This window comes from Arthrobacter sp. 2MCAF15 (assembly GCF_052115605.1).
Lineage (GTDB): Bacteria > Actinomycetota > Actinomycetes > Actinomycetales > Micrococcaceae > Arthrobacter.
In genome coordinates this window covers 114,307-131,233 of record NZ_JBFRGZ010000014.1, presented here as the reverse complement: position 1 = coordinate 131,233, position 16,927 = coordinate 114,307, and the positions used below count along the sequence as shown (strand labels likewise).

Annotated in this window: 16 protein-coding genes; 8 read left to right on the top strand and 8 right to left on the bottom strand. The window is 68.1% G+C overall.

The genetic code is table 11. From position 1 onward, the window contains the following. Positions 1 to 116: 116 nt before the first annotated feature. Complete coding sequence (gene glpX / locus AB4089_RS16235) at positions 117 to 1,139, bottom strand: class II fructose-bisphosphatase (RefSeq protein WP_441410341.1); 1,023 nt, start codon at positions 1,137 to 1,139, stop codon at positions 117 to 119. Positions 1,140 to 1,352: 213 nt separating this feature from the next. Here glpX and AB4089_RS16230 point away from each other — a divergent pair, with 213 nt between their 5' ends. From AB4089_RS16230 to AB4089_RS16210, 5 genes are all read left to right on the top strand, one after another. After that, positions 1,353 to 2,081 (top strand): DUF4245 domain-containing protein, encoded by a 729-nt coding sequence (locus tag AB4089_RS16230; protein WP_441410303.1) that lies wholly within the window; start codon positions 1,353 to 1,355, stop codon positions 2,079 to 2,081. 9 nt (positions 2,082 to 2,090) lie between these two features. After that, the gene (locus AB4089_RS16225) at positions 2,091 to 2,705 is read left to right on the top strand and encodes a carbonic anhydrase (RefSeq protein ID WP_441410302.1); all 615 of its coding nucleotides are present in this window, start codon (positions 2,091 to 2,093) and stop codon (positions 2,703 to 2,705) included. Positions 2,706 to 2,776: 71 nt separating this feature from the next. Next, on the top strand, positions 2,777 to 4,213 hold the full coding sequence (locus AB4089_RS16220; RefSeq protein ID WP_441410301.1) for a class II fumarate hydratase: 1,437 nt from the start codon (positions 2,777 to 2,779) through the stop codon (positions 4,211 to 4,213). A gap of 144 nt (positions 4,214 to 4,357) precedes the next feature. Further along, on the top strand, positions 4,358 to 5,104 hold the full coding sequence (locus AB4089_RS16215; protein WP_441410300.1) for a TetR/AcrR family transcriptional regulator: 747 nt from the start codon (positions 4,358 to 4,360) through the stop codon (positions 5,102 to 5,104). Then, the gene (locus AB4089_RS16210; protein ID WP_441410299.1) at positions 5,101 to 6,831 is read left to right on the top strand and encodes an MDR family MFS transporter; all 1,731 of its coding nucleotides are present in this window, start codon (positions 5,101 to 5,103) and stop codon (positions 6,829 to 6,831) included. The genes AB4089_RS16215 and AB4089_RS16210 overlap by 4 nt, the downstream gene beginning before the upstream one ends. A 137-nt stretch (positions 6,832 to 6,968) precedes the next feature. Here AB4089_RS16210 and AB4089_RS16205 read toward each other — a convergent pair whose 3' ends face one another. Both AB4089_RS16205 and AB4089_RS16200 read right to left on the bottom strand, forming a co-directional pair. Continuing rightward, a complete protein-coding gene (locus tag AB4089_RS16205) occupies positions 6,969 to 7,439 on the bottom strand; it encodes an NUDIX hydrolase (protein ID WP_441410298.1) in 471 nt (156 codons plus the stop codon). Between the two features lie 8 nt (positions 7,440 to 7,447). Then, on the bottom strand, positions 7,448 to 8,005 hold the full coding sequence (locus tag AB4089_RS16200) for a prepilin peptidase (RefSeq protein ID WP_441410297.1): 558 nt from the start codon (positions 8,003 to 8,005) through the stop codon (positions 7,448 to 7,450). A gap of 58 nt (positions 8,006 to 8,063) precedes the next feature. Between AB4089_RS16200 and AB4089_RS16195 the strand changes: the two genes are divergently transcribed. Both AB4089_RS16195 and AB4089_RS16190 read left to right on the top strand, forming a co-directional pair. Next, entirely contained in the window at positions 8,064 to 8,894 is an 831-nt protein-coding gene (locus tag AB4089_RS16195; protein ID WP_441410296.1) for a hypothetical protein, read from the top strand. 47 nt (positions 8,895 to 8,941) lie between these two features. Then, positions 8,942 to 9,592, top strand: coding sequence for a GNAT family N-acetyltransferase (locus AB4089_RS16190; RefSeq protein ID WP_441410295.1), 651 nt, complete (start codon positions 8,942 to 8,944; stop codon positions 9,590 to 9,592). 506 nt (positions 9,593 to 10,098) lie between these two features. On the opposite strand, the gene AB4089_RS16185 is transcribed toward AB4089_RS16190, so the two are convergent. Then, positions 10,099 to 11,550 (bottom strand): PhoH family protein, encoded by a 1,452-nt coding sequence (locus AB4089_RS16185; protein ID WP_441410294.1) that lies wholly within the window; start codon positions 11,548 to 11,550, stop codon positions 10,099 to 10,101. Positions 11,551 to 11,784: 234 nt separating this feature from the next. Continuing rightward, positions 11,785 to 12,546, bottom strand: a complete 762-nt coding sequence (locus AB4089_RS16180; protein WP_441410340.1) for an isoprenyl transferase — start codon at positions 12,544 to 12,546, stop codon at positions 11,785 to 11,787. 154 nt (positions 12,547 to 12,700) lie between these two features. Here AB4089_RS16180 and trhA point away from each other — a divergent pair, with 154 nt between their 5' ends. Beyond that, complete coding sequence (trhA, locus tag AB4089_RS16175) at positions 12,701 to 13,417, top strand: PAQR family membrane homeostasis protein TrhA (protein ID WP_441410293.1); 717 nt, start codon at positions 12,701 to 12,703, stop codon at positions 13,415 to 13,417. Between the two features lie 176 nt (positions 13,418 to 13,593). Here the strand turns inward: trhA and AB4089_RS16170 are convergent, their stop codons facing one another. Genes AB4089_RS16170 through AB4089_RS16160 form a run of 3 tightly spaced genes read right to left on the bottom strand, consistent with a single transcriptional unit; the run spans position 13,594 to position 16,830 of the window. After that, the gene (locus AB4089_RS16170; protein ID WP_441410292.1) at positions 13,594 to 14,259 is read right to left on the bottom strand and encodes an HAD family hydrolase; all 666 of its coding nucleotides are present in this window, start codon (positions 14,257 to 14,259) and stop codon (positions 13,594 to 13,596) included. Beyond that, the gene (locus AB4089_RS16165; RefSeq protein WP_441410291.1) at positions 14,259 to 16,520 is read right to left on the bottom strand and encodes a thioredoxin domain-containing protein; all 2,262 of its coding nucleotides are present in this window, start codon (positions 16,518 to 16,520) and stop codon (positions 14,259 to 14,261) included. Before AB4089_RS16165 ends, AB4089_RS16170 begins: the two co-directional genes overlap by 1 nt. Then, complete coding sequence (locus tag AB4089_RS16160; protein WP_441410290.1) at positions 16,498 to 16,830, bottom strand: hypothetical protein; 333 nt, start codon at positions 16,828 to 16,830, stop codon at positions 16,498 to 16,500. Before AB4089_RS16160 ends, AB4089_RS16165 begins: the two co-directional genes overlap by 23 nt. Between the last annotated feature and the right edge of the window lie 97 nt (positions 16,831 to 16,927).

Sequence of the window (16,927 nt, the reverse complement as noted above, 5' to 3'; positions counted from 1 at the left end):
CCGCGGCAATGGACACGGCATCAGGCAGCGGGATTAAGACGACGAATCCCGGGACGCGGAGGCGGCCCGGGATTCGCTGTGCAGTTCAGTGGCGCAGCGCAGTGCTGCAGCAGGTGCTAGCTCTTGCGGGCGTAGCCCTCCCACTTGCTGGCCTGGTGCTCGCCGTCGACAAAGCGGATGGTGCCGGACTTGGAGCGCATCACGATGGACTGGGTGAGGACCTTGTCCTTGGAGTAGCGGACACCCCGGAGGAGGTCACCGTCCGTGATGCCGGTGGCGGCGAAGTAGCAGTTGTCGCTGGAGACGAGGTCGTTGGTCGAGAGCACGCGCTCCAGATCGTGGCCGGCGTCGATCGCCTTCTGCTTCTCTTCGTCGCTCGTGGGCCACAGCCGGCCCTGGATGACGCCGCCGAGGGACTTGATGGCGCAGGCGGCGACGATGCCCTCCGGGGTTCCGCCGATGCCCATCAGCGCGTCCACGCCGGTGCCGGCGCGCGCGGCGGCGATGGCCCCTGCGACGTCGCCGTCCATGATGAACTTCGTACGGGCGCCGGCTTCGCGGATTTCCTCGACAAGGGGGCGGTGCCGGTCGCGGTCCAGGATCATGACGTTGAGCTGGTTGACCTTGACGCCCTTGGCCTTGGCGATCAGGTGCAGGTTCTGCTTGACCGGCAGGCGCAGGTCCACCATGTCGGCCGCTTCGGGGCCGGTGACCAGCTTCTCCATGTAGAACACGGCGGAGGGATCGAACATGGAGCCGCGTTCGGCCACGGCCAGCACGGCCAGGGCGTTATTGATGCCCAGGGCGGTCAGGCGGGTTCCGTCGATGGGGTCGACGGCGACGTCACACTCAGGGCCGGTGCCGTCACCCACGCGCTCACCGTTGAACAGCATCGGGGCTTCGTCCTTCTCGCCCTCGCCGATGACCACGACGCCGTTGAAGTGGACGGTCTGCAGGAACGAGCGCATGGCATCCACGGCGGCGCCGTCGGCCTTATTCTTGTCGCCGAAGCCCACCCAGTGGCCACCGGCGATGGCCGCGGCCTCGGTGACGCGGACAAGTTCCAGTGCGAGGTTGCGGTCAGGCTCGTCGATCCCGACTGCGAGCGAGGGGGAAAGTGTGGAGTACTTCTGGGACATGGGCGCTGGTGTCACGTGAACCTCTTCTTCGAGTGGCGGTCGTTGAACCCGTACGGCCAGGATCGATCCGTCGCGGTGATTCGTCTGATATTGATCATAGTCGGGGCGGGCTCCTCAGGTCATGGGATGACCCGTGCGTGACGCACTTCACCTCCGGGCGGCCGGCAAAGCCGCGAATGTGAGATCGGACCGGACATGGGCGACTATAGAAGGGTGAGTGAAAAGCAGGACACCGCCCCCGCCGCCCCCGGTTCTCCGGCTGGCAGCGCCCCCGCAGCCAGCCCGGACGCTTCCGGACAGCCTGCGGTGAAGCCCGTCATCGCCGCCGCGGCGGCCAAACGCGCCAACGCCTCAGTGATGGGCATGATCATCGCCCTGGTGGTGAGCATCGCCGCGTTCCTTCCGATCGTCCTCATGAACCCCTCGCCGAAGTCCGACGGCTACCGGCCGGACATCAACGTCAGCTCCATCGCGCACAACGCCACGGATGTGGCGGGATTCACACCCGTGACAGCCGATACCGGCGACACATTTCGTGCCAACTACGCCCGCTGGGAATCCGGCGCCGGCAGCGGCGTCCCGACCTGGGAGGTCGGTTACCTGACGCCCAAGGAGTCCTTCATTGGCCTCGTGCAGACCCGCCAGGCCAACCCGACCTGGCTCCTGCAGCAGACCAAGAACGCGCCCGTAACCGGAACCCGCAACGCCGGCGGCCGCGACTGGGAGCTGCGCGACACCGGCAAGGGCGAGAAGTCCATGGTGCTTTCCGATCGCGGCACCACCGTCATCCTGTCCGGATCCGCGACGCTGGATGAGTTCACCACCCTGGCGGCCGCCGTCGTGAAATCGCTGGAAAGCAACCCGCCCGCCGTGGCACCGTCCGGCACCGCGGCGCCCACACCGGGCGCAACAGTTTCCCCTTCGGCCAGCCCTTCACCGTAAAGTAGCCACGTGGCTACATACCTGACACCCGAACTCGCCTGGCAGCGTCTCCGTGACGGCAACAAGCGCTTTGTCGCCGGCACGTCCTCACACCCCAACCAGGACGCGTCGAGGCGCTCGTCACTGGTAGAAAACCAGCACCCCTTCGCCGTGATCTTCGGCTGCTCCGACTCCCGCCTCGCCGCCGAGATCATCTTCGACCTCGGCCTCGGGGACGCCTTCGTCGTCCGCACCGCCGGCCAAGTGATCGACGACGCCGTGCTCGGCTCACTGGAATACAGCGTCAGCGAACTGGACGTCCCGCTGATCGTCGTCCTGGGGCACGACCGTTGCGGCGCCGTCACCGCCACCAAGGCCGCCGTGGAAACCGGCCAGATGCCGGCGGGATTCATCCGCAGCCTGGTGGAGCGGATCACCCCGTCAGTGCTGACCTCGCTGCGTAACAATCAGACCGACATCAACGACATGGTGATCGAAAACGTCAAGCAGACCTCGCAGCGGCTGGTGGACAGCTCCCGGGTGATTTCGGGCGCCGTCGACAGCGGCCGCACCGCCGTGGTGGGCCTCGCCTACAGCCTTGCCGACGGCCGGGCCGACCTCGTCTCCAGCATCGGACGGCTCTAAACCCCGACACCCGGCCCGTGTGGCCAGATCCCGGTTTTCGATGGGACTCCCACTCCCAATAAGCTAGCCCCATGACTTCCACAGATGAGTTGAACACCGAAGAGTTCCGCATTGAACACGACACGATGGGCGAAGTCCGCGTTCCCGTGAACGCCCTGTACCGCGCGCAGACGCAGCGGGCAGTCGAGAACTTCCCGATCTCCGGCAAGACCCTGGAACGCGCCCACATCGAAGCCCTGGCACGGGTGAAGAAGGCCGCCGCCCAGGCGAACGCCGAACTGGGGGTGCTCGACGGCGAGCTCGCCCAGGCGATCGCCGACGCCGCCGACGAGGTTGCGGCCGGCAAATACGACGGCGACTTCCCGATCGATGTCTTCCAGACCGGCTCCGGCACGTCCTCGAACATGAACACCAACGAGGTCCTCGCCGAGCTGGCCACCCGCGCCCTCAAGGCCGGCGGCAGCGAGAAAGTCGTGCACCCGAACGACCACGTCAACGCCTCGCAGTCCTCCAACGACGTCTTCCCGACCTCCGTGCACGTCGCCGCGACCTCCGCCCTGATCAACGACCTGATCCCGGCCCTCGGCTACCTGGCAGAGTCGCTGGAGCGCAAAGCCGTCGAGTTCAAGGACGTCGTGAAGTCCGGACGCACGCACCTGATGGACGCCACCCCCGTCACGCTGGGCCAGGAGTTCGGCGGCTACGCCGCGCAGGTCCGCTACGGCATCGAACGCATCAACGCCTCCCTCCCCCGCGTCGCCGAAGTACCCCTGGGCGGCACGGCCGTCGGCACCGGCATCAACACCCCGGCAGGTTTCCCCGAACGCGTGATCGAACTCCTCGCCGCCGACACCGGCCTGCCGCTGACCGAGGCCCGCGACCACTTCGAGGCCCAGGCCAACCGTGACGGCCTGATCGAGGCCTCCAGCCAGCTGCGCAACATCGCGATCTCCTTCATGAAGATCAACAACGACCTGCGCTGGATGGGATCCGGGCCCAACACCGGCCTCGGCGAAATCGCCATCCCGGACCTGCAGCCGGGCTCCTCGATCATGCCCGGCAAGGTCAACCCGGTCATCTGTGAAGCCTCCATCATGGTGTGCGCCCAGGTCATCGGCAACGACACCGCCATCGCCTGGTCCGGCACCAACGGCGCGTTCGAACTCAATGTCGGCATCCCCGTCATGGCCGCCAACCTGCTCGAGTCCGTGCGCCTGCTGGCCAACACCAGCCGCGTCATGGCCGACAAGATGATCGACGGCATCACCGCGAACGTCGAACGCGCCCGCTTCCTGGCCGAGGCCTCGCCGTCCATCGTGACCCCACTGAACAAGTTCATCGGCTACGAGAACGCTGCCAAGATCGCCAAGAAGGCCGTGGCCGAGGGCCTGACCATCCGCGAAACCGTCGTGGCCATGGGCTTCCTTGAGCGCGGCGAACTGACCGAGGAGCAGTTGGACACCGCCCTGGACGTCATGTCCATGACGCGTCCGCCGCACAAGGCCTAGCAGCTGGAAGGCGCCGGCCGCTGTCGTCGTTGTGGGCCGATCGGCCCGGCCCGACCGCGAGCGCTGTCCGCCTGCGCAGGCCACGGGTCACGCCCCCCGAACCATCTTTTGCACTATTTGTAATTAAGTGCAAAAATACACTCTATGGGAAACAGTGCAACTAATGCGGGCGGCCACCGCGAGCGCAAACGGGCCGCAACCCGGGCGGCCATCACCGCCGTCGCCCGTTCCCTCACCGCCGAACGCGGCCTCAACGGCTACACCGTGGAGGAAGTCTGCGAGCGCGCCGGCATCTCCCGCCGGACCTTCTTCAACTACTTCCCGGCGAAGGAAGATGCGATCCTCGGCCACGTCGACGACGACTTCCCCGAAGAAGTCGTGGCGCGGTTCATGGCGGGCGGGGCGGGCTCACCGCCCGGCGAAATATCGGCTTCCCTGCTCGCCGACCTCGTCCGTCTCTCCCTCGACCTGGCCGAACGGATGAGCGGCTCCGAGGAGGAGACGCGCCAGCTGATCGGGGTGATCAAGAAAGAGCCCCAGCTGATGCTCCGGATCATCGGCGCCTCCGAGGAGCGCGAGGCCGAGTTCGCCCTCCTGCTCGCGGCCAGGGAAGGCGTTACCGCCGACCATCCCGTGGTCCGCATGGCCGTGGTGGTCCTGGGAAACATCGCCAGGAGGACCAGCGCCGACTACTTCTCCGAAGGCAACACCCGGCCGTACAAGGACATGTTGATCGAGAACATTTCCGCCGCCCGCGCGCTGTTCTCCCTCCCGTTCGACCCGTCCCACTTCGACCTGYCCGCAACAGATGCCGTCCCCTCCGACGGCGTTCTCTCAGACAGCGTCCCCTCCAAAACCGTCCAGCCCATCTCCTCCGAAGGAGCGCAATGAGCGCCGCCGTCAGCACCAAACCAGCAGCCGAGCCGCTGCTGCTGACCCAGAAACGCATCTGGATCATCTTCTCCGCCCTCATCGCGGGCATGCTCCTCTCCAGCCTCGACCAGACCATCGTCTCCACCGCCATGCCCACGATCGTCGGCAAACTCGGCGGCGTGGAGCACCAGGCCTGGATCACCACGGCCTACCTGCTGGCCACCACCATCGTCATGCCGATCTACGGAAAGTTCGGCGACATCCTGGGGCGCCGGAACCTGTTCCTGGTCGCCATCGGACTCTTCACCCTCGCGTCCGTCGGCTGCGCCCTCGCCACGGACTTCTGGGGCTTCGTGATCTTCCGCGCCATCCAGGGTCTGGGCGGCGGCGGCCTGATGATCCTGTCCCAGGCCATCATCGCCGACATCGTTCCGGCCAAGGAACGCGGCAAGTACATGGGTCCGCTGGGCGCCATCTTCGGCCTCTCCGCCGTCGCCGGACCCCTGCTGGGCGGTTTCTTCGTGGACCACCTGACGTGGGAATGGGCCTTCTACATCAACATCCCGATCGGCATCGCCGCGTTCACCATTGCCTGGTTCACCCTGACGCTGCCGAACAAGAAGGCCGAGAAGCGCATCGACATCCTCGGCGTGCTGCTGCTCTCCGCCGCCACCACGTGCCTGATCTTCTTCACCGACTTCGGCGGCAAGAAGGACGAGGGCTGGGATTCGCCGCTGACGTGGGCCTTCGGTGCAGGGCTGGTGCTCGCCGCTGCCGCCTTCGTCCTGGTGGAGCGCCGGGCCGAGGACCCGATCATTCCGCTGAGCCTGTTCAAGAACCGCATCTTCGTGAACTCAACTGCCATCGGCTTCACCCTTGGGCTGGGCATGTTCGCCGCGATCGCATTCGTCCCGACGTTCCTGCAGATGTCCTCCGGAACCTCCGCCGCGGAATCCGGCCTGCTGATGCTCCCCATGATGGTGGGGCTCATGGGCATGGCCATCTTCTCCGGCATCCGGATCTCCAGGACCGGCAAGTACAAGATGTTCCCGGTCCTCGGGGCCACCCTGACCATCGCGGCAATGCTGTGGCTGACCACGCTCACGGCCGCCACCCCCATCTGGGTCATCTGCGTGCAGCTGTTCATCTTCGGCGCCGGCCTTGGCTCGATCATGCAGGTGATTGTCCTGGTGGTGCAGAACTCGGTGCCGGCGGACCAGATCGGCACGGCGACGAGCACCAACAACTACTTCCGTGAGGTTGGCGCGTCCCTCGGCGTCGCCGTGTTCGGCTCCATCTTCACCACCCGGCTCGCCGAATCCCTCACCAATGCCTTCACCGGCGCCGGGGCATCCGCCGAGCAGGCGGCGCAGTCCACCAGGACCATGGACCCGCAGATGCTCAGCCAGCTCCCGGCACAGCTCAAGGATGCGATCGTCAACGCCTACGCGGATTCACTCGCCCCGGTCTTCTGGTACCTGCTGCCGTTCCTGGGCATCGCCCTGATCCTGGCCCTGACCCTCAAGCAGATTCCGCTCTCGGACACCGCCGGAATGGTGGCCCGCGGCGAAGCGGTGGGCGGCGAGGAGGCCGAGCGGCTCGAGGCGGAACGGGCAGCAGCCCGCAACGCCGCCGACGGCGCGGACAGCAATGACGGGGAACCCAGCAGGGACGAGCCCGGCACCGAGAACCCCGGGACCGAAGGCCACACGCACGGCGAGGAACTCACCCGCCTGCGGGGCTGATCGTCCGTAGTTGGCGTCAGCCAACAGGCAATGCCTGCAGGGGCGCCGCAATCTTGGGGGTTGCGGCGCCCCTGCTGCGTTCCCGGCCGGTCGACGCCGGTCAGCAGGCGGGCGTCCGGTCAGAAGGCGGGGCCCGGTCAGCGCCGGTAGTGGACCTCGCCGGCGGGGTCGGTGGCCTGCCGGATCATCTCCAGGTGCCCGGGCATAAGGTCCGGGATGTCCTCCGGATGGAACCATCCGACGTCGAGGGATTCGTCGTCATTGACCCGGGCCTCTCCCGAAACAAAGCGGCAGCGGAACACCAATGTCAGGAAGTGGCAGACGTCGCCGTTGGGATAGCGGGTGGGACCCACGGCGTCCACCGAGACCAGCCGCTGCGCCTCGGCCACGACGCCGGTCTCTTCGAAGATCTCCCGCAGCAGCCCGGGAGCGGGGTCCTCGCCCGGTTCCAGGATCCCGGTAATCAGGCCCCATTGTCCGTTGTCGGCCCGCCGGCCGAGCAGGACCCTGCCGGCGTCGTCGAACACCACTCCCCTGACGCCGGGCAGCCAGAGGGGTTCGTGTCCGATCTTCTCGCGCAGTCTCAGGATGAAGTCCGGGGTGGCCATGCGTCAGCCTAACCGGCCGGAATCAGCAGCATCGCGGCCGCCGTGCCGGCCAGCATGAACGGTCCGAAGGGAATGGCCGACTGGAGCGTGCCGCGGCGTGCGGCGAGCATTCCGACACTCCACAGGCCGCCCAGGACGAACGCCGCCAGGGTCCCGGCCAGAACGTGCTCCCAGCCGAGAAACCCCAGGTACATCCCCAGGACGCCGGCGAGCTTTACGTCGCCGAACCCCATTCCCGGCGGATACACCGCGTGCAGGAGGAAATAGAAGAGCCAGAGTGCCGCCCCGCCGGCGAGGACACGCAGCCCCGGGACTCCGAACGCTCCGGCGTCCGCCGTGCCGGCCATGTCCTGCCCGCCGGGAAGAAGCAGGCTGGCGGCCGCACCCAGCAGGAGAACTCCGGCGATCACATAGGAAGGAAACACAATCCGGTCCGGCAGCAGGTGGTGCCGGACGTCAATGACGCTGAGCCGGACGGCCATCACGGCGAAATAGGCGCACGCGGCCAGGGCGAGCCAGAAGGCCAAAGGGTTGGCGGCGCCCAGGGTGCCGAGTCGTTCGATCACTCTCGGATGCTACTGGATATTCGTCGGGCCCGGCGGTCCCCGCGCGTAAACTGTGGATATGGCCGCATGGGACAGCAGGGACCGGAACGGAGCGGCCGCGCCCCGCGGCCCGGGGAACCAGGCGTCGGCCTTCCGGGACCTGTGCCGGTCCTCGCCCTGGAAGTGGCAGTCGCTGAGGTTCGAATACCTCGACCGGCCCCTCGCGGCTTCGGCGGGCTCCCTGACGGCCGTACCCTCTCCCGACGACCTCGTCAGGGGGTGGCTGCGCAGGCCCGGTGCCCTGCGGCTGGAGACCGCCGGCGGCCTCGTGATCGGCAGCACCACCGGCATCAATGATTCACGCGGCGGTCAATATGTCAGTTCCACGCGGAAGACCTGGCTCCTGCCGCCGCATCTGGTCACCCCGGTGTACGACGACGACGGGCTGGTCCGCCGCCGCCCGGAGGCAGCCTACGGCGAGCCGTCGTTCGGCAACGGCCGCTTCGCCGCCGTCCTGGACCCGGTGGAGCTGGCGGGGAACTCACCTGTTCCGTTGGAGTTCCCCAATTCGAACGCTGTGGAGCTTGGGCCCATCACTGAGGTTGACCACGAGGGCCGGCCCGCCCTGGAAACCACGGTCAGCCCGAACCTTTCGTACCGCCCCGCCGATCCCGTGGCCCCGCTGTGCAGGCCCGGACACACGCTGCTGAGGATCGACTCTGGCACGGGCGTCTGCGTCGCGAGCCGCTGGCTGGACGGGCCCGGGGGCGGCAACGCGCAGGACGGCTACGGCCATTGGCTCAGGATTCTGGGCGTCGATGAATACATGCTCGATGACCTGTTCCTGGCCGAATCGATGAACCTCACAGACGTCCGGCGCCACATCAGCTGGGACGTTCCCGCCGAGTAGCCGGCCTGTGACTGGCATCCGGGCGCCGGCACCGTTAGGCTTCCCCGATGACTGAACCCGTCGGCTATTGGCCCCCTTTCGGCCTGACCCTCACCACGCCGCACCTAGAGCTGCGCCCCATCCGCGACGAGGAGATCCCCGCCGCGGTTCAGGCAGCCCTGAGCGGCGTGCACGAGCCGGGCCGGAACCCGTTCAGCAACCATTGGACCGAAGTCCCGGCCCACGAGCTCGGAACCAACATGGCCCAGTGGTACTGGCGGTGCCGCGGCACCATGAGCCCCGAGGACTGGACCCTCCTGCTCGGCATCTGGCACAACGACGACTTCGTGGGCTGCCAGGACATCGCGGCCAAGAACTTCGCCACCCTCAAGACGGTCACCACGGGCTCCTGGCTCCGTCAGAGCGTCCAGGGCCGCGGCCTCGGCAAGGAGATGCGGGCCGCCGTCGCCCTCTATGCCTTCGACTGGCTCGGCGCGGAAGTGGCGGAATCCGAGGCGGCCAGCTGGAACCAGCAGTCCCTGGGCGTCTCACGCTCCCTCGGCTACGAGCTCAACGGTGTCACCCGCGCCGCCTGGGGCGGCAAGGCCCAGGAGGTCCAAAACGTCCGCCTCACCCCAGCAACCTTCAAACGCCCCGACTGGAATCTGCAGGTAAAGGGCCACGAAGCAACAGCGAAGTACCTGGGCATCGACGCATAGCAACAACGGCGCCGCAGCGGTGCTACGGCGCCCCGCCAGCCCATAGACACCGCTTCTTCGCTGTGTGCCGTGGTTGGGTTTGCGGCGCCCCGCCGTCGCTTAGACACCTCCCCTTCGCTGTGTGCCGTGGTTGGGTTTGCGGTGCTGCGGCGCCCCGCCGTCGCTTAGACACCTCCCGCCGCTACGCTGCGGTCGCTGGGCGACCTTCGCTTCGCTTTGGTCGGCGATGCGCTCCTTAGCGGAACACCGCAACCCCGCGAAGGTGGGAGGCTCACCAAGCCGGGACGCGGTCTTTCGCAAAGGAGCGCATCGCGGCGCATCGGACCCCGAAGGTCGCCCAGCGACCGCAGCGGGTCCCCATGCGCCGTGTCTAAGCGACGGCGAAAGGCCGCGTCCCGGCAAACCCAACCACGGCACCGGCAACCACAGCACGTCAAATAAGGCACCCAACAACGGCGAAGGGCCGTGGTCCGGTAACCGGACCACGGCCCCAAACCAGGGCGGGCCTAGATCTCCGCCCCCTCCAGCAGCTCCGTCACCAGGGCCGCGATCGGTGAGCGTTCCGAGCGGGTGAGCGTGATGTGGCCGAACAGCGGGTGCCCCTTCAGGGTCTCGACGACGGCTGCCACGCCGTCGTGCCGTCCAACCCGAAGGTTGTCCCGCTGGGCGACGTCGTGTGTGAGAACAATCTTCGAGTTCTGGCCGATCCTGCTCATCACCGTCAGCAGCACATTCTTCTCCAGCGACTGCGCCTCGTCGACGATCACGAAGGCGTCGTGCAGCGAGCGTCCGCGGATGTGCGTCAGCGGCATGACCTCCAACATGCCTCGGTCCATCACTTCCTCCACGACTTCCTGGCTGACCAGCGCGCCCAGGGTGTCAAAGACGGCCTGCGCCCACGGGTTCATCTTTTCCGCCTCGGACCCGGGCAGGTAGCCCAGCTCCTGGCCGCCCACCGCGTAGAGGGGACGGAACACGATCACCTTGCGGTGTTCCCGGCGCTCCAGCACGGCCTCCAGGCCTGCGCACAGTGCCAGCGCGGACTTGCCCGTTCCGGCCCGACCGCCCAGGGACACGATGCCGACCGACGGGTCCATCAGGAGGTCGATCGCCAGCCGCTGCTCGGCCGAGCGTCCGTGGAGTCCGAAGACGTCGCGGTCCCCCTTGACGAGCCGCACCTGCTTGTCCGCCCCTACCCGCCCCAGGGCCGAGCCCCGGCTGGAAAGCAGCACCAGCCCGGTGTTCGTGGGCATCTCGGCCGCGGCCGGGATGAAGACCGGCTCGTGCCCGTACAGGGTCGCAACCTGGTCCTCGCCCGCGTCGAGCTCGGCCACGCCGGTCCAGCCGGAGTCCTTGACGAGTTCATTGCGGTATTCGTCGGCCAGCAGCCCCATGGCCGAGGCTTTGACGCGCATCGGCAGGTCCTTGGACACCACTGTGACGTCGCGGCCCTCGTTGGCCAGGTTCTTGGCCACGGCCAGGATGCGGCTGTCGTTGTCCGCCCCGCGGAAGCCCGCGGGCAGCACCTCGGCGGAGATGTGGTTCAGCTCCACCATGAGCGTGCCGCCGTCGGGGCCTAGCGGGATGGGGCGGTCCAGGCCGCCGTGCTCGAGCCGCAGGTCATCCAGCAGCCGAAGGGCCTTGCGCGCAAAGTAACCCAGTTCCGGGTCGTGGCGTTTTCCTTCGAGCTCGGTGATGACGACGATTGGCAGGATGACTTCGTGCTCGGCGAAGCGCAGGAGGGCCCGCGGATCGGAGAGCAGCACGGAGGTATCGATCACGAAACTGCGGGCCGTGCCCCGATTCCCTGTTCCTTCCCCGGAAACAGCAAGACCGGCCGCAGCATCTTTACGTGCCGCACCGGTCTTTGAGGTGGCTCGCTTGGCGCGAGAGGTAGCTTTCTGTCCCTGATCTCCCTGATCGGAAATAACGTCGGGCAGTTGCTCAGAAATAGCCACATCGACTCCAGCCCCGGGGCAAATGCCCGGATTTGTTATTGGTGAGGCGGCTCGGCCTGGAGGCCGGACGCGGCCTCCCATACACCCGGTGCGAAAATCCGCTCCATGTACTGGCCTCCCCGATCGGCCGGCGAATTGCCCGCCGATGGGATAAACGTACGTCTCCGGGGCCGGGTTTGTCCGATAATTTTTCGGCGATTCTTGTTGCCGTCTCGTGAACTCCGTGTGAACGGCTCAGGCGCCGAAGCGGCGCTGCCTGCCGGCGTAATCGCGCAGGGCCCGCAGGAAGTCGACCTTGCGGAACGCCGGCCACAAAGCCTCGCAGAAGTAGAACTCACTGTACGCGCTTTGCCACATGAGGAACCCGGACAGCCGCTGCTCTCCGGAGGTCCGGATCACGAGTTCCGGGTCCGGCTGGCCGCGGGTGTAGAGAAACCGGGAGATGTCGTCCACGGTGAGGTCATCGGCGAGTTTGCCGATGTCCGCTCCGCGGCCGACGGCGTCGTGCAGCAGTTCCCGGACGGCGTCGACAATCTCCCGCCGTCCGCCGTAGCCGACGGCTACATTGACGTGCAGCTTTTCCTGCGCGGGCGTGCGCGCCGTGAGATTGTTCAGGCGCTCGGCGAGGTAGTCCGGCAGCAGTTCGGGGGCGCCCATGGCGTGCACCGAGATGTTGGCGTCCTCGTCCAGCCGGTCCAGGGTGTTCGCGATGATCCCCATCAGGAGGTCCAGTTCCTCACCGGAGCGGTTCATGTTGTCCGTGGAGAGCATGTACAAGGTGACTACCTTGACGCCGAGTTCCTGGCACCAGCCGAGGAATTCGTGGATCTTGTCCGCACCGGCCTGGTGTCCCTGGCTGGTGGGGGCGTTGAACTGGCGGGCCCAGCGCCGGTTGCCGTCGACCATGACGCCGACGTGCCGGGGGATGCGTTCCGGATCGAGGGAACGCTGCAGCTTGCGCTTATAAAAGCCGTAAAGGAACCCGGGCATTTCCATCCGGAGTTTCACCTGGCTTCCTTGAGGTCCTTGTTCAGTGCACATCCTAGGGTACCCGCCGGAGGCCACTGCCGCGCGCAGCTTCGCCTGTGAACGGGCCCGGAACTCTTGTTACCTATCAGTAACTTACTAGTGCGTAAGATATTATTGCGGCATGGATAGCAACAGTTTGGAGCCGCGGCCGGAGCCTTCGGCGCAGCGGGGAACCCCGGTGGACGACGCCGCGGTGAAGCTGGCCGAGCTGCTGATGATCAAGCCCAAATGGCGCGGCTGGATCCACACCGTGACGGCCCCATTGGCGCTGGCCGCCGGGCTGGTGCTTGTAATCCTGGCCCCGCCGGACCTGAAGGTCGCCTGCGCGGTCTATGCCGTCACCGGTGTGCTGCTGTTCGGCGTCAGCGCCGTCTATCACCGCGGGAACTGGTCACCGCGGGTCAAGATGGTCCTGAAGCGGCTGGACCACACGAACATCTTGCTGGTGATCGCCGGAAGCTACACACCGCTTGCCTGGGCCCTCCTGGACCGGCAGCAGGCCGAACTGCTGCTGTGGGTCATCTGGTCAGGCGCCATCCTCGGTGTGCTGTTCCGCCTGCTGTGGACCAACGCCCCGCGGTGGCTCTACGTGCCGATCTACATCGCCCTGGGCTGCGGGTCGCTGTTCTACCTCCCGGAGTTCTTCGCGGCCAACGCCGCCTCGGCGGTGCTGATCTGCGTGGGCGGCGTCCTGTACATCACCGGGGCCGTCTTCTACGCCCTGAAGAAACCCAACTTCAGCTACAAGCACTTCGGCTTCCACGAGCTGTTCCATGCCCTGACGGTCTGTGCCTTCGCCGCGCACTACATTGCCATTGCCATCGCGGTCCTGAGCTGACCCTGCCGGCCTGCCCGCCTGCCCGCCCGCCTGCCGCGGATTCTCCCCACCTTTGAGGCAGCGACGGCGGGAATCACCGGCGCCTTTGTCCGACACACAGGACACCGGCGTCAAAGGTGGGGAAATTCCGACGGCGCGGGACTGCGCGGGCCGGCGGGGGCCGGGGCAGCCTGGCCTCAGGCGGGCGGTCCCGCCGCGATGAGCCCGGGCAGCTGCCGCATGTCGGAGAAGACTGTGGTCCCGGGGCCCGCCAACCGTTCGGCCGGCGTGACGCCTCCGGCGTAGGCGAAGACGTGCATTCCGGCGGCCCGGGCGGCCTGGACGCCGTAGGCACTGTCTTCGACGACGGCGCACCGCTCCGGCGCGGTGTCCAGGCTCGCGGCGGCGTGAAGGAACAGGTCGGGTGCGGGTTTGCCGTTGGCGACCTCCGTGGCGCTGTAGATACGGCCTTGGAAGCGGTGCAGCAGGCCGGTCTTGCCCAAGGTCCGGCGCATTTTTTCGTGGCTGCCGCTGGAGGCGACACAGTGCGGCAGGGTCAGCCGGTCCAGGGCTTCCTCGATGCCATCGACCGCTTCGAGCTCGCGCTCAAACGCGTCCCGGTACCAGCGTCCGTAGTCCCGGTCCCAGCCCTCGGCCAGCCGCACGCCGAGCTGCTGTTCGACGGCGGCAACAAAGTGCGCCTCGGACTTCCCGACAAACCGTTCCACAATTTCGTCGAGCTCCAATTCCCAGCCAAGATCGGCCAGCACTCGCTGGTCCACCCGGATGGAGATCACCTCGGAATCAACCAGCACGCCGTCGCAATCGAACACCACCAGCTCAAAACCGTCCTGATTTCTCATCAGGCCATCGTAGCCAGCCGCTCGCGGACTCCTTCGACGGAACCCGCGGGCAGGTCGCAGACCATGCCGCGGCACAGGAACACCCGCGGGGCGCCGTCCGGGCCCGCGCCCCGGCCACGCAGCAGCGGCACTTGCGGGGCGGCGTCGTCGTCCTGGACCGCGACCACGAGTCCCGGGCTGGCCGAGAGCAGCAGCTCCCGGTGCAGCGCGGCCCGTTCTGGCGTGTCCGGGCCGGTGACGGCGGCCTCGACAGGGCCGGCGAGCGCGGCCTGGGCGGTCGCGAACAGCCAGCCGGCCGCGCGGGGCGCCCGGGCCGCAAGCGCGGGCACCAGCAGGGAGAGGATGTTGGCCGCCAGGGTGCGGTGTTCGGACGAGCCGGAGAGCGCTGCGTGGGTCACCAGGGCGCCGGCCAACGCGGCGGCACCGCTGGGGGTGGCGCTGTCGAACGGGTCCATGCCGTCCCGGCCGCCCTGGGCGGCCGTGACCTGGGTGGACTCCCCCGCCGCGTCCTTCAGGATTCCGTCGGCCGCGAACCGCGTGCAGGCGGCGTCCAGCATAGCTTCGGCCAGGTCATACCAGCGGGTGTGGCCGGTGACCCCGTAGAGAGCGAACAGCCCCTCGGCAGACAGGGCGTAGTCCTCCAGCAGGCCGCCGATTCCGCGCGCCACGCCGTCGTGGGAGACGCGCGTGAGCCGGCCGGGCCCGCCCGCCGCGGGGCGCCAGTGCACGCGCTCGAGATAGGCCGCGATCCGTTCCGCGGCGTCCACGAGCTCCGGCCGCGCCAGGACGGCCCCGGCGTCGGCGAGCGCCGCGACGGCCAGCCCGTTCCAGCCGGCCACCACTTTGTCATCCCGGCCCGGCTGGGCCCGCCCGCTGCGCGCCTGCTCCAGCAGCGGACGCACCCGCTGCCACAGGGCGGCGTCTTCGCCGGTGATCTCCCGGCCCGGATGCAGCGGCGAACCGCCGGCCTCCACGCTCCCGGGCGTGCGGACGTTCATGAGGTCCGCCACGGCGGCGCCGTCCGCCGGGCCCAGGAGCGCCTCCAGCCCGGCCGGGGTCCACAGGTAGGTGGCCCCCTCCGCGTGCACGCCGTCCACCACCGTATCCGCGTCCAGGGACGACGCCAGGGCCACGACTTCCACGTCTGCGGCGGGGTCTGTCGACCGGCCTGTCGCCGGATTCGCCCTCACCCCGAGCCGGGCCAGGAGCCAGTCGGCGGTGCGCCCGGCGGTCACTGCGGCCTCGTCCGCCGGATATTCCCGGGTGCCGCCCAGCCGGACCCAGTGGACATAGGCGCGCAGCAGCTGGGCGTTGTCGTAGAGCATTTTCTCGAAGTGCGGAACGGACCAGTCACCGGTCACCGAATAGCGGGCGAAGCCGCCATCGAGCTGGTCGAACAACGCCGAGCGGGACATTGCCGCGAGGGCGCGGCCCGCCATGTCCCGGGCCGCGGCGGGGGTGTCGGCGGCGGTGTCGGCTTCGGCGTCCGGTGCCAGGGTGTCGAGAGTGTCCGGGGCGCTGGGAGCCGGCCGTCCGGCCGCCGCGTGCCGGATCAGGAACTCGAGCACGGCCGAGGGCGGGAACTTCGGCGCGCCGCCGAAGCCGCCGTGGGCCGGGTCCTCGGCACCGGACAGTGCGGCAACGGCTTCGCCCAGGAGCGCCGCGTCCAGGGGTTCGGGCGGCCCGTCGAGGCGGACGGCGGCGGCCGGCTGGGACGCAGCGATGCCGCGCGCCAGGGTGGCGGCGTTGGCTTCGACGCCGCCGCGGCGTTCGGCCCAGGCCTCGCTCACGGCCTCAAGGACCTGGCGGAAGGACGGACGGCCGGGCATGGGCCRGGGCGGGAAGTAGGTGCCGGCGTGGAAGGCGCGGCCGTCGGGCAGGAGGAAGACGGACATCGGCCAGCCGCCCTCGCCGCTGATGGCCTGGGTGGCGGCCATGTAGACGGCGTCGACGTCGGGGCGCTCTTCCCGGTCCACCTTGACGGAGACAAAGTGGGCGTTCAGGTAGTCGGCGGTGTCCTGGTCCTCGAAGGATTCATGGGCCATGACGTGGCACCAGTGGCAGGCCGCGTAGCCGATCGAGAGGAACACCGGCACGTCCCGGGCGGCCGCCGCGGCGAAGGCCGGGTCGCCGAACGGCTGCCAGTGCACGGGGTTTCCGGCGTGCTGGCGCAGGTACGCCGAGGGTTCCGCCGCGAGGGCGTTCGAGGCCCCGGACAGCCTGTTGGGGGAACCGCCGTCAGCGGCTTCCGGGTCCCGCATCGCCGTTGACCTCCGGCCGGGAAACCCCGCCGTCTGCGGGCAATGCGCTGCCGTCCGCGGGGAGCGCGGCCCCAGGGGTTCCCGCGTCTTCGGCGTCGGCACGCTCGGCTTCGACCTGGGCGCGGTAGCGGACCCGGCGGATGCGCCGCACCATGTCCACGATCAGCAGAGCGGTCAACACCACGATGAAGGCTGTCAGCAGGAAGCCCAGCAGACCCGGGCTGACCTGGTCCTCGGACAGGCCCGGCCGCAGCGACGGCGTGGGGGTCGGCGCCGGTGTTGTGGCAAGGGCGATGAGCAAGGAATGCACGTGAAAACCTTCTGTGGAAACTGGTGTCTTTTCTACGGTGTCTATTCTGCAGTGTCCTGCAACGTCTTTTCTACACCGGATAGAAGAGCCCTTTCGT

Bases quoted from the DNA above. Each gene is read 5' to 3' on its own strand.
- glpX (WP_441410341.1), bottom strand. From the start codon at position 1,139: ATGTCCCAGAAGTACTCCACACTTTCCCCCTCGCTCGCAGTCGGGATC.
- AB4089_RS16220 (WP_441410301.1), top strand. From the start codon at position 2,777: ATGACTTCCACAGATGAGTTGAACACCGAAGAGTTCCGCATTGAACAC.
- AB4089_RS16210 (WP_441410299.1), top strand. From the start codon at position 5,101: ATGAGCGCCGCCGTCAGCACCAAACCAGCAGCCGAGCCGCTGCTGCTG.
- AB4089_RS16205 (WP_441410298.1), bottom strand. From the start codon at position 7,439: ATGGCCACCCCGGACTTCATCCTGAGACTGCGCGAGAAGATCGGACAC.
- AB4089_RS16195 (WP_441410296.1), top strand. From the start codon at position 8,064: ATGGCCGCATGGGACAGCAGGGACCGGAACGGAGCGGCCGCGCCCCGC.
- AB4089_RS16190 (WP_441410295.1), top strand. From the start codon at position 8,942: ATGACTGAACCCGTCGGCTATTGGCCCCCTTTCGGCCTGACCCTCACC.
- AB4089_RS16180 (WP_441410340.1), bottom strand. From the start codon at position 12,546: ATGGAAATGCCCGGGTTCCTTTACGGCTTTTATAAGCGCAAGCTGCAG.
- trhA (WP_441410293.1), top strand. From the start codon at position 12,701: ATGGATAGCAACAGTTTGGAGCCGCGGCCGGAGCCTTCGGCGCAGCGG.
- AB4089_RS16170 (WP_441410292.1), bottom strand. From the start codon at position 14,259: ATGAGAAATCAGGACGGTTTTGAGCTGGTGGTGTTCGATTGCGACGGC.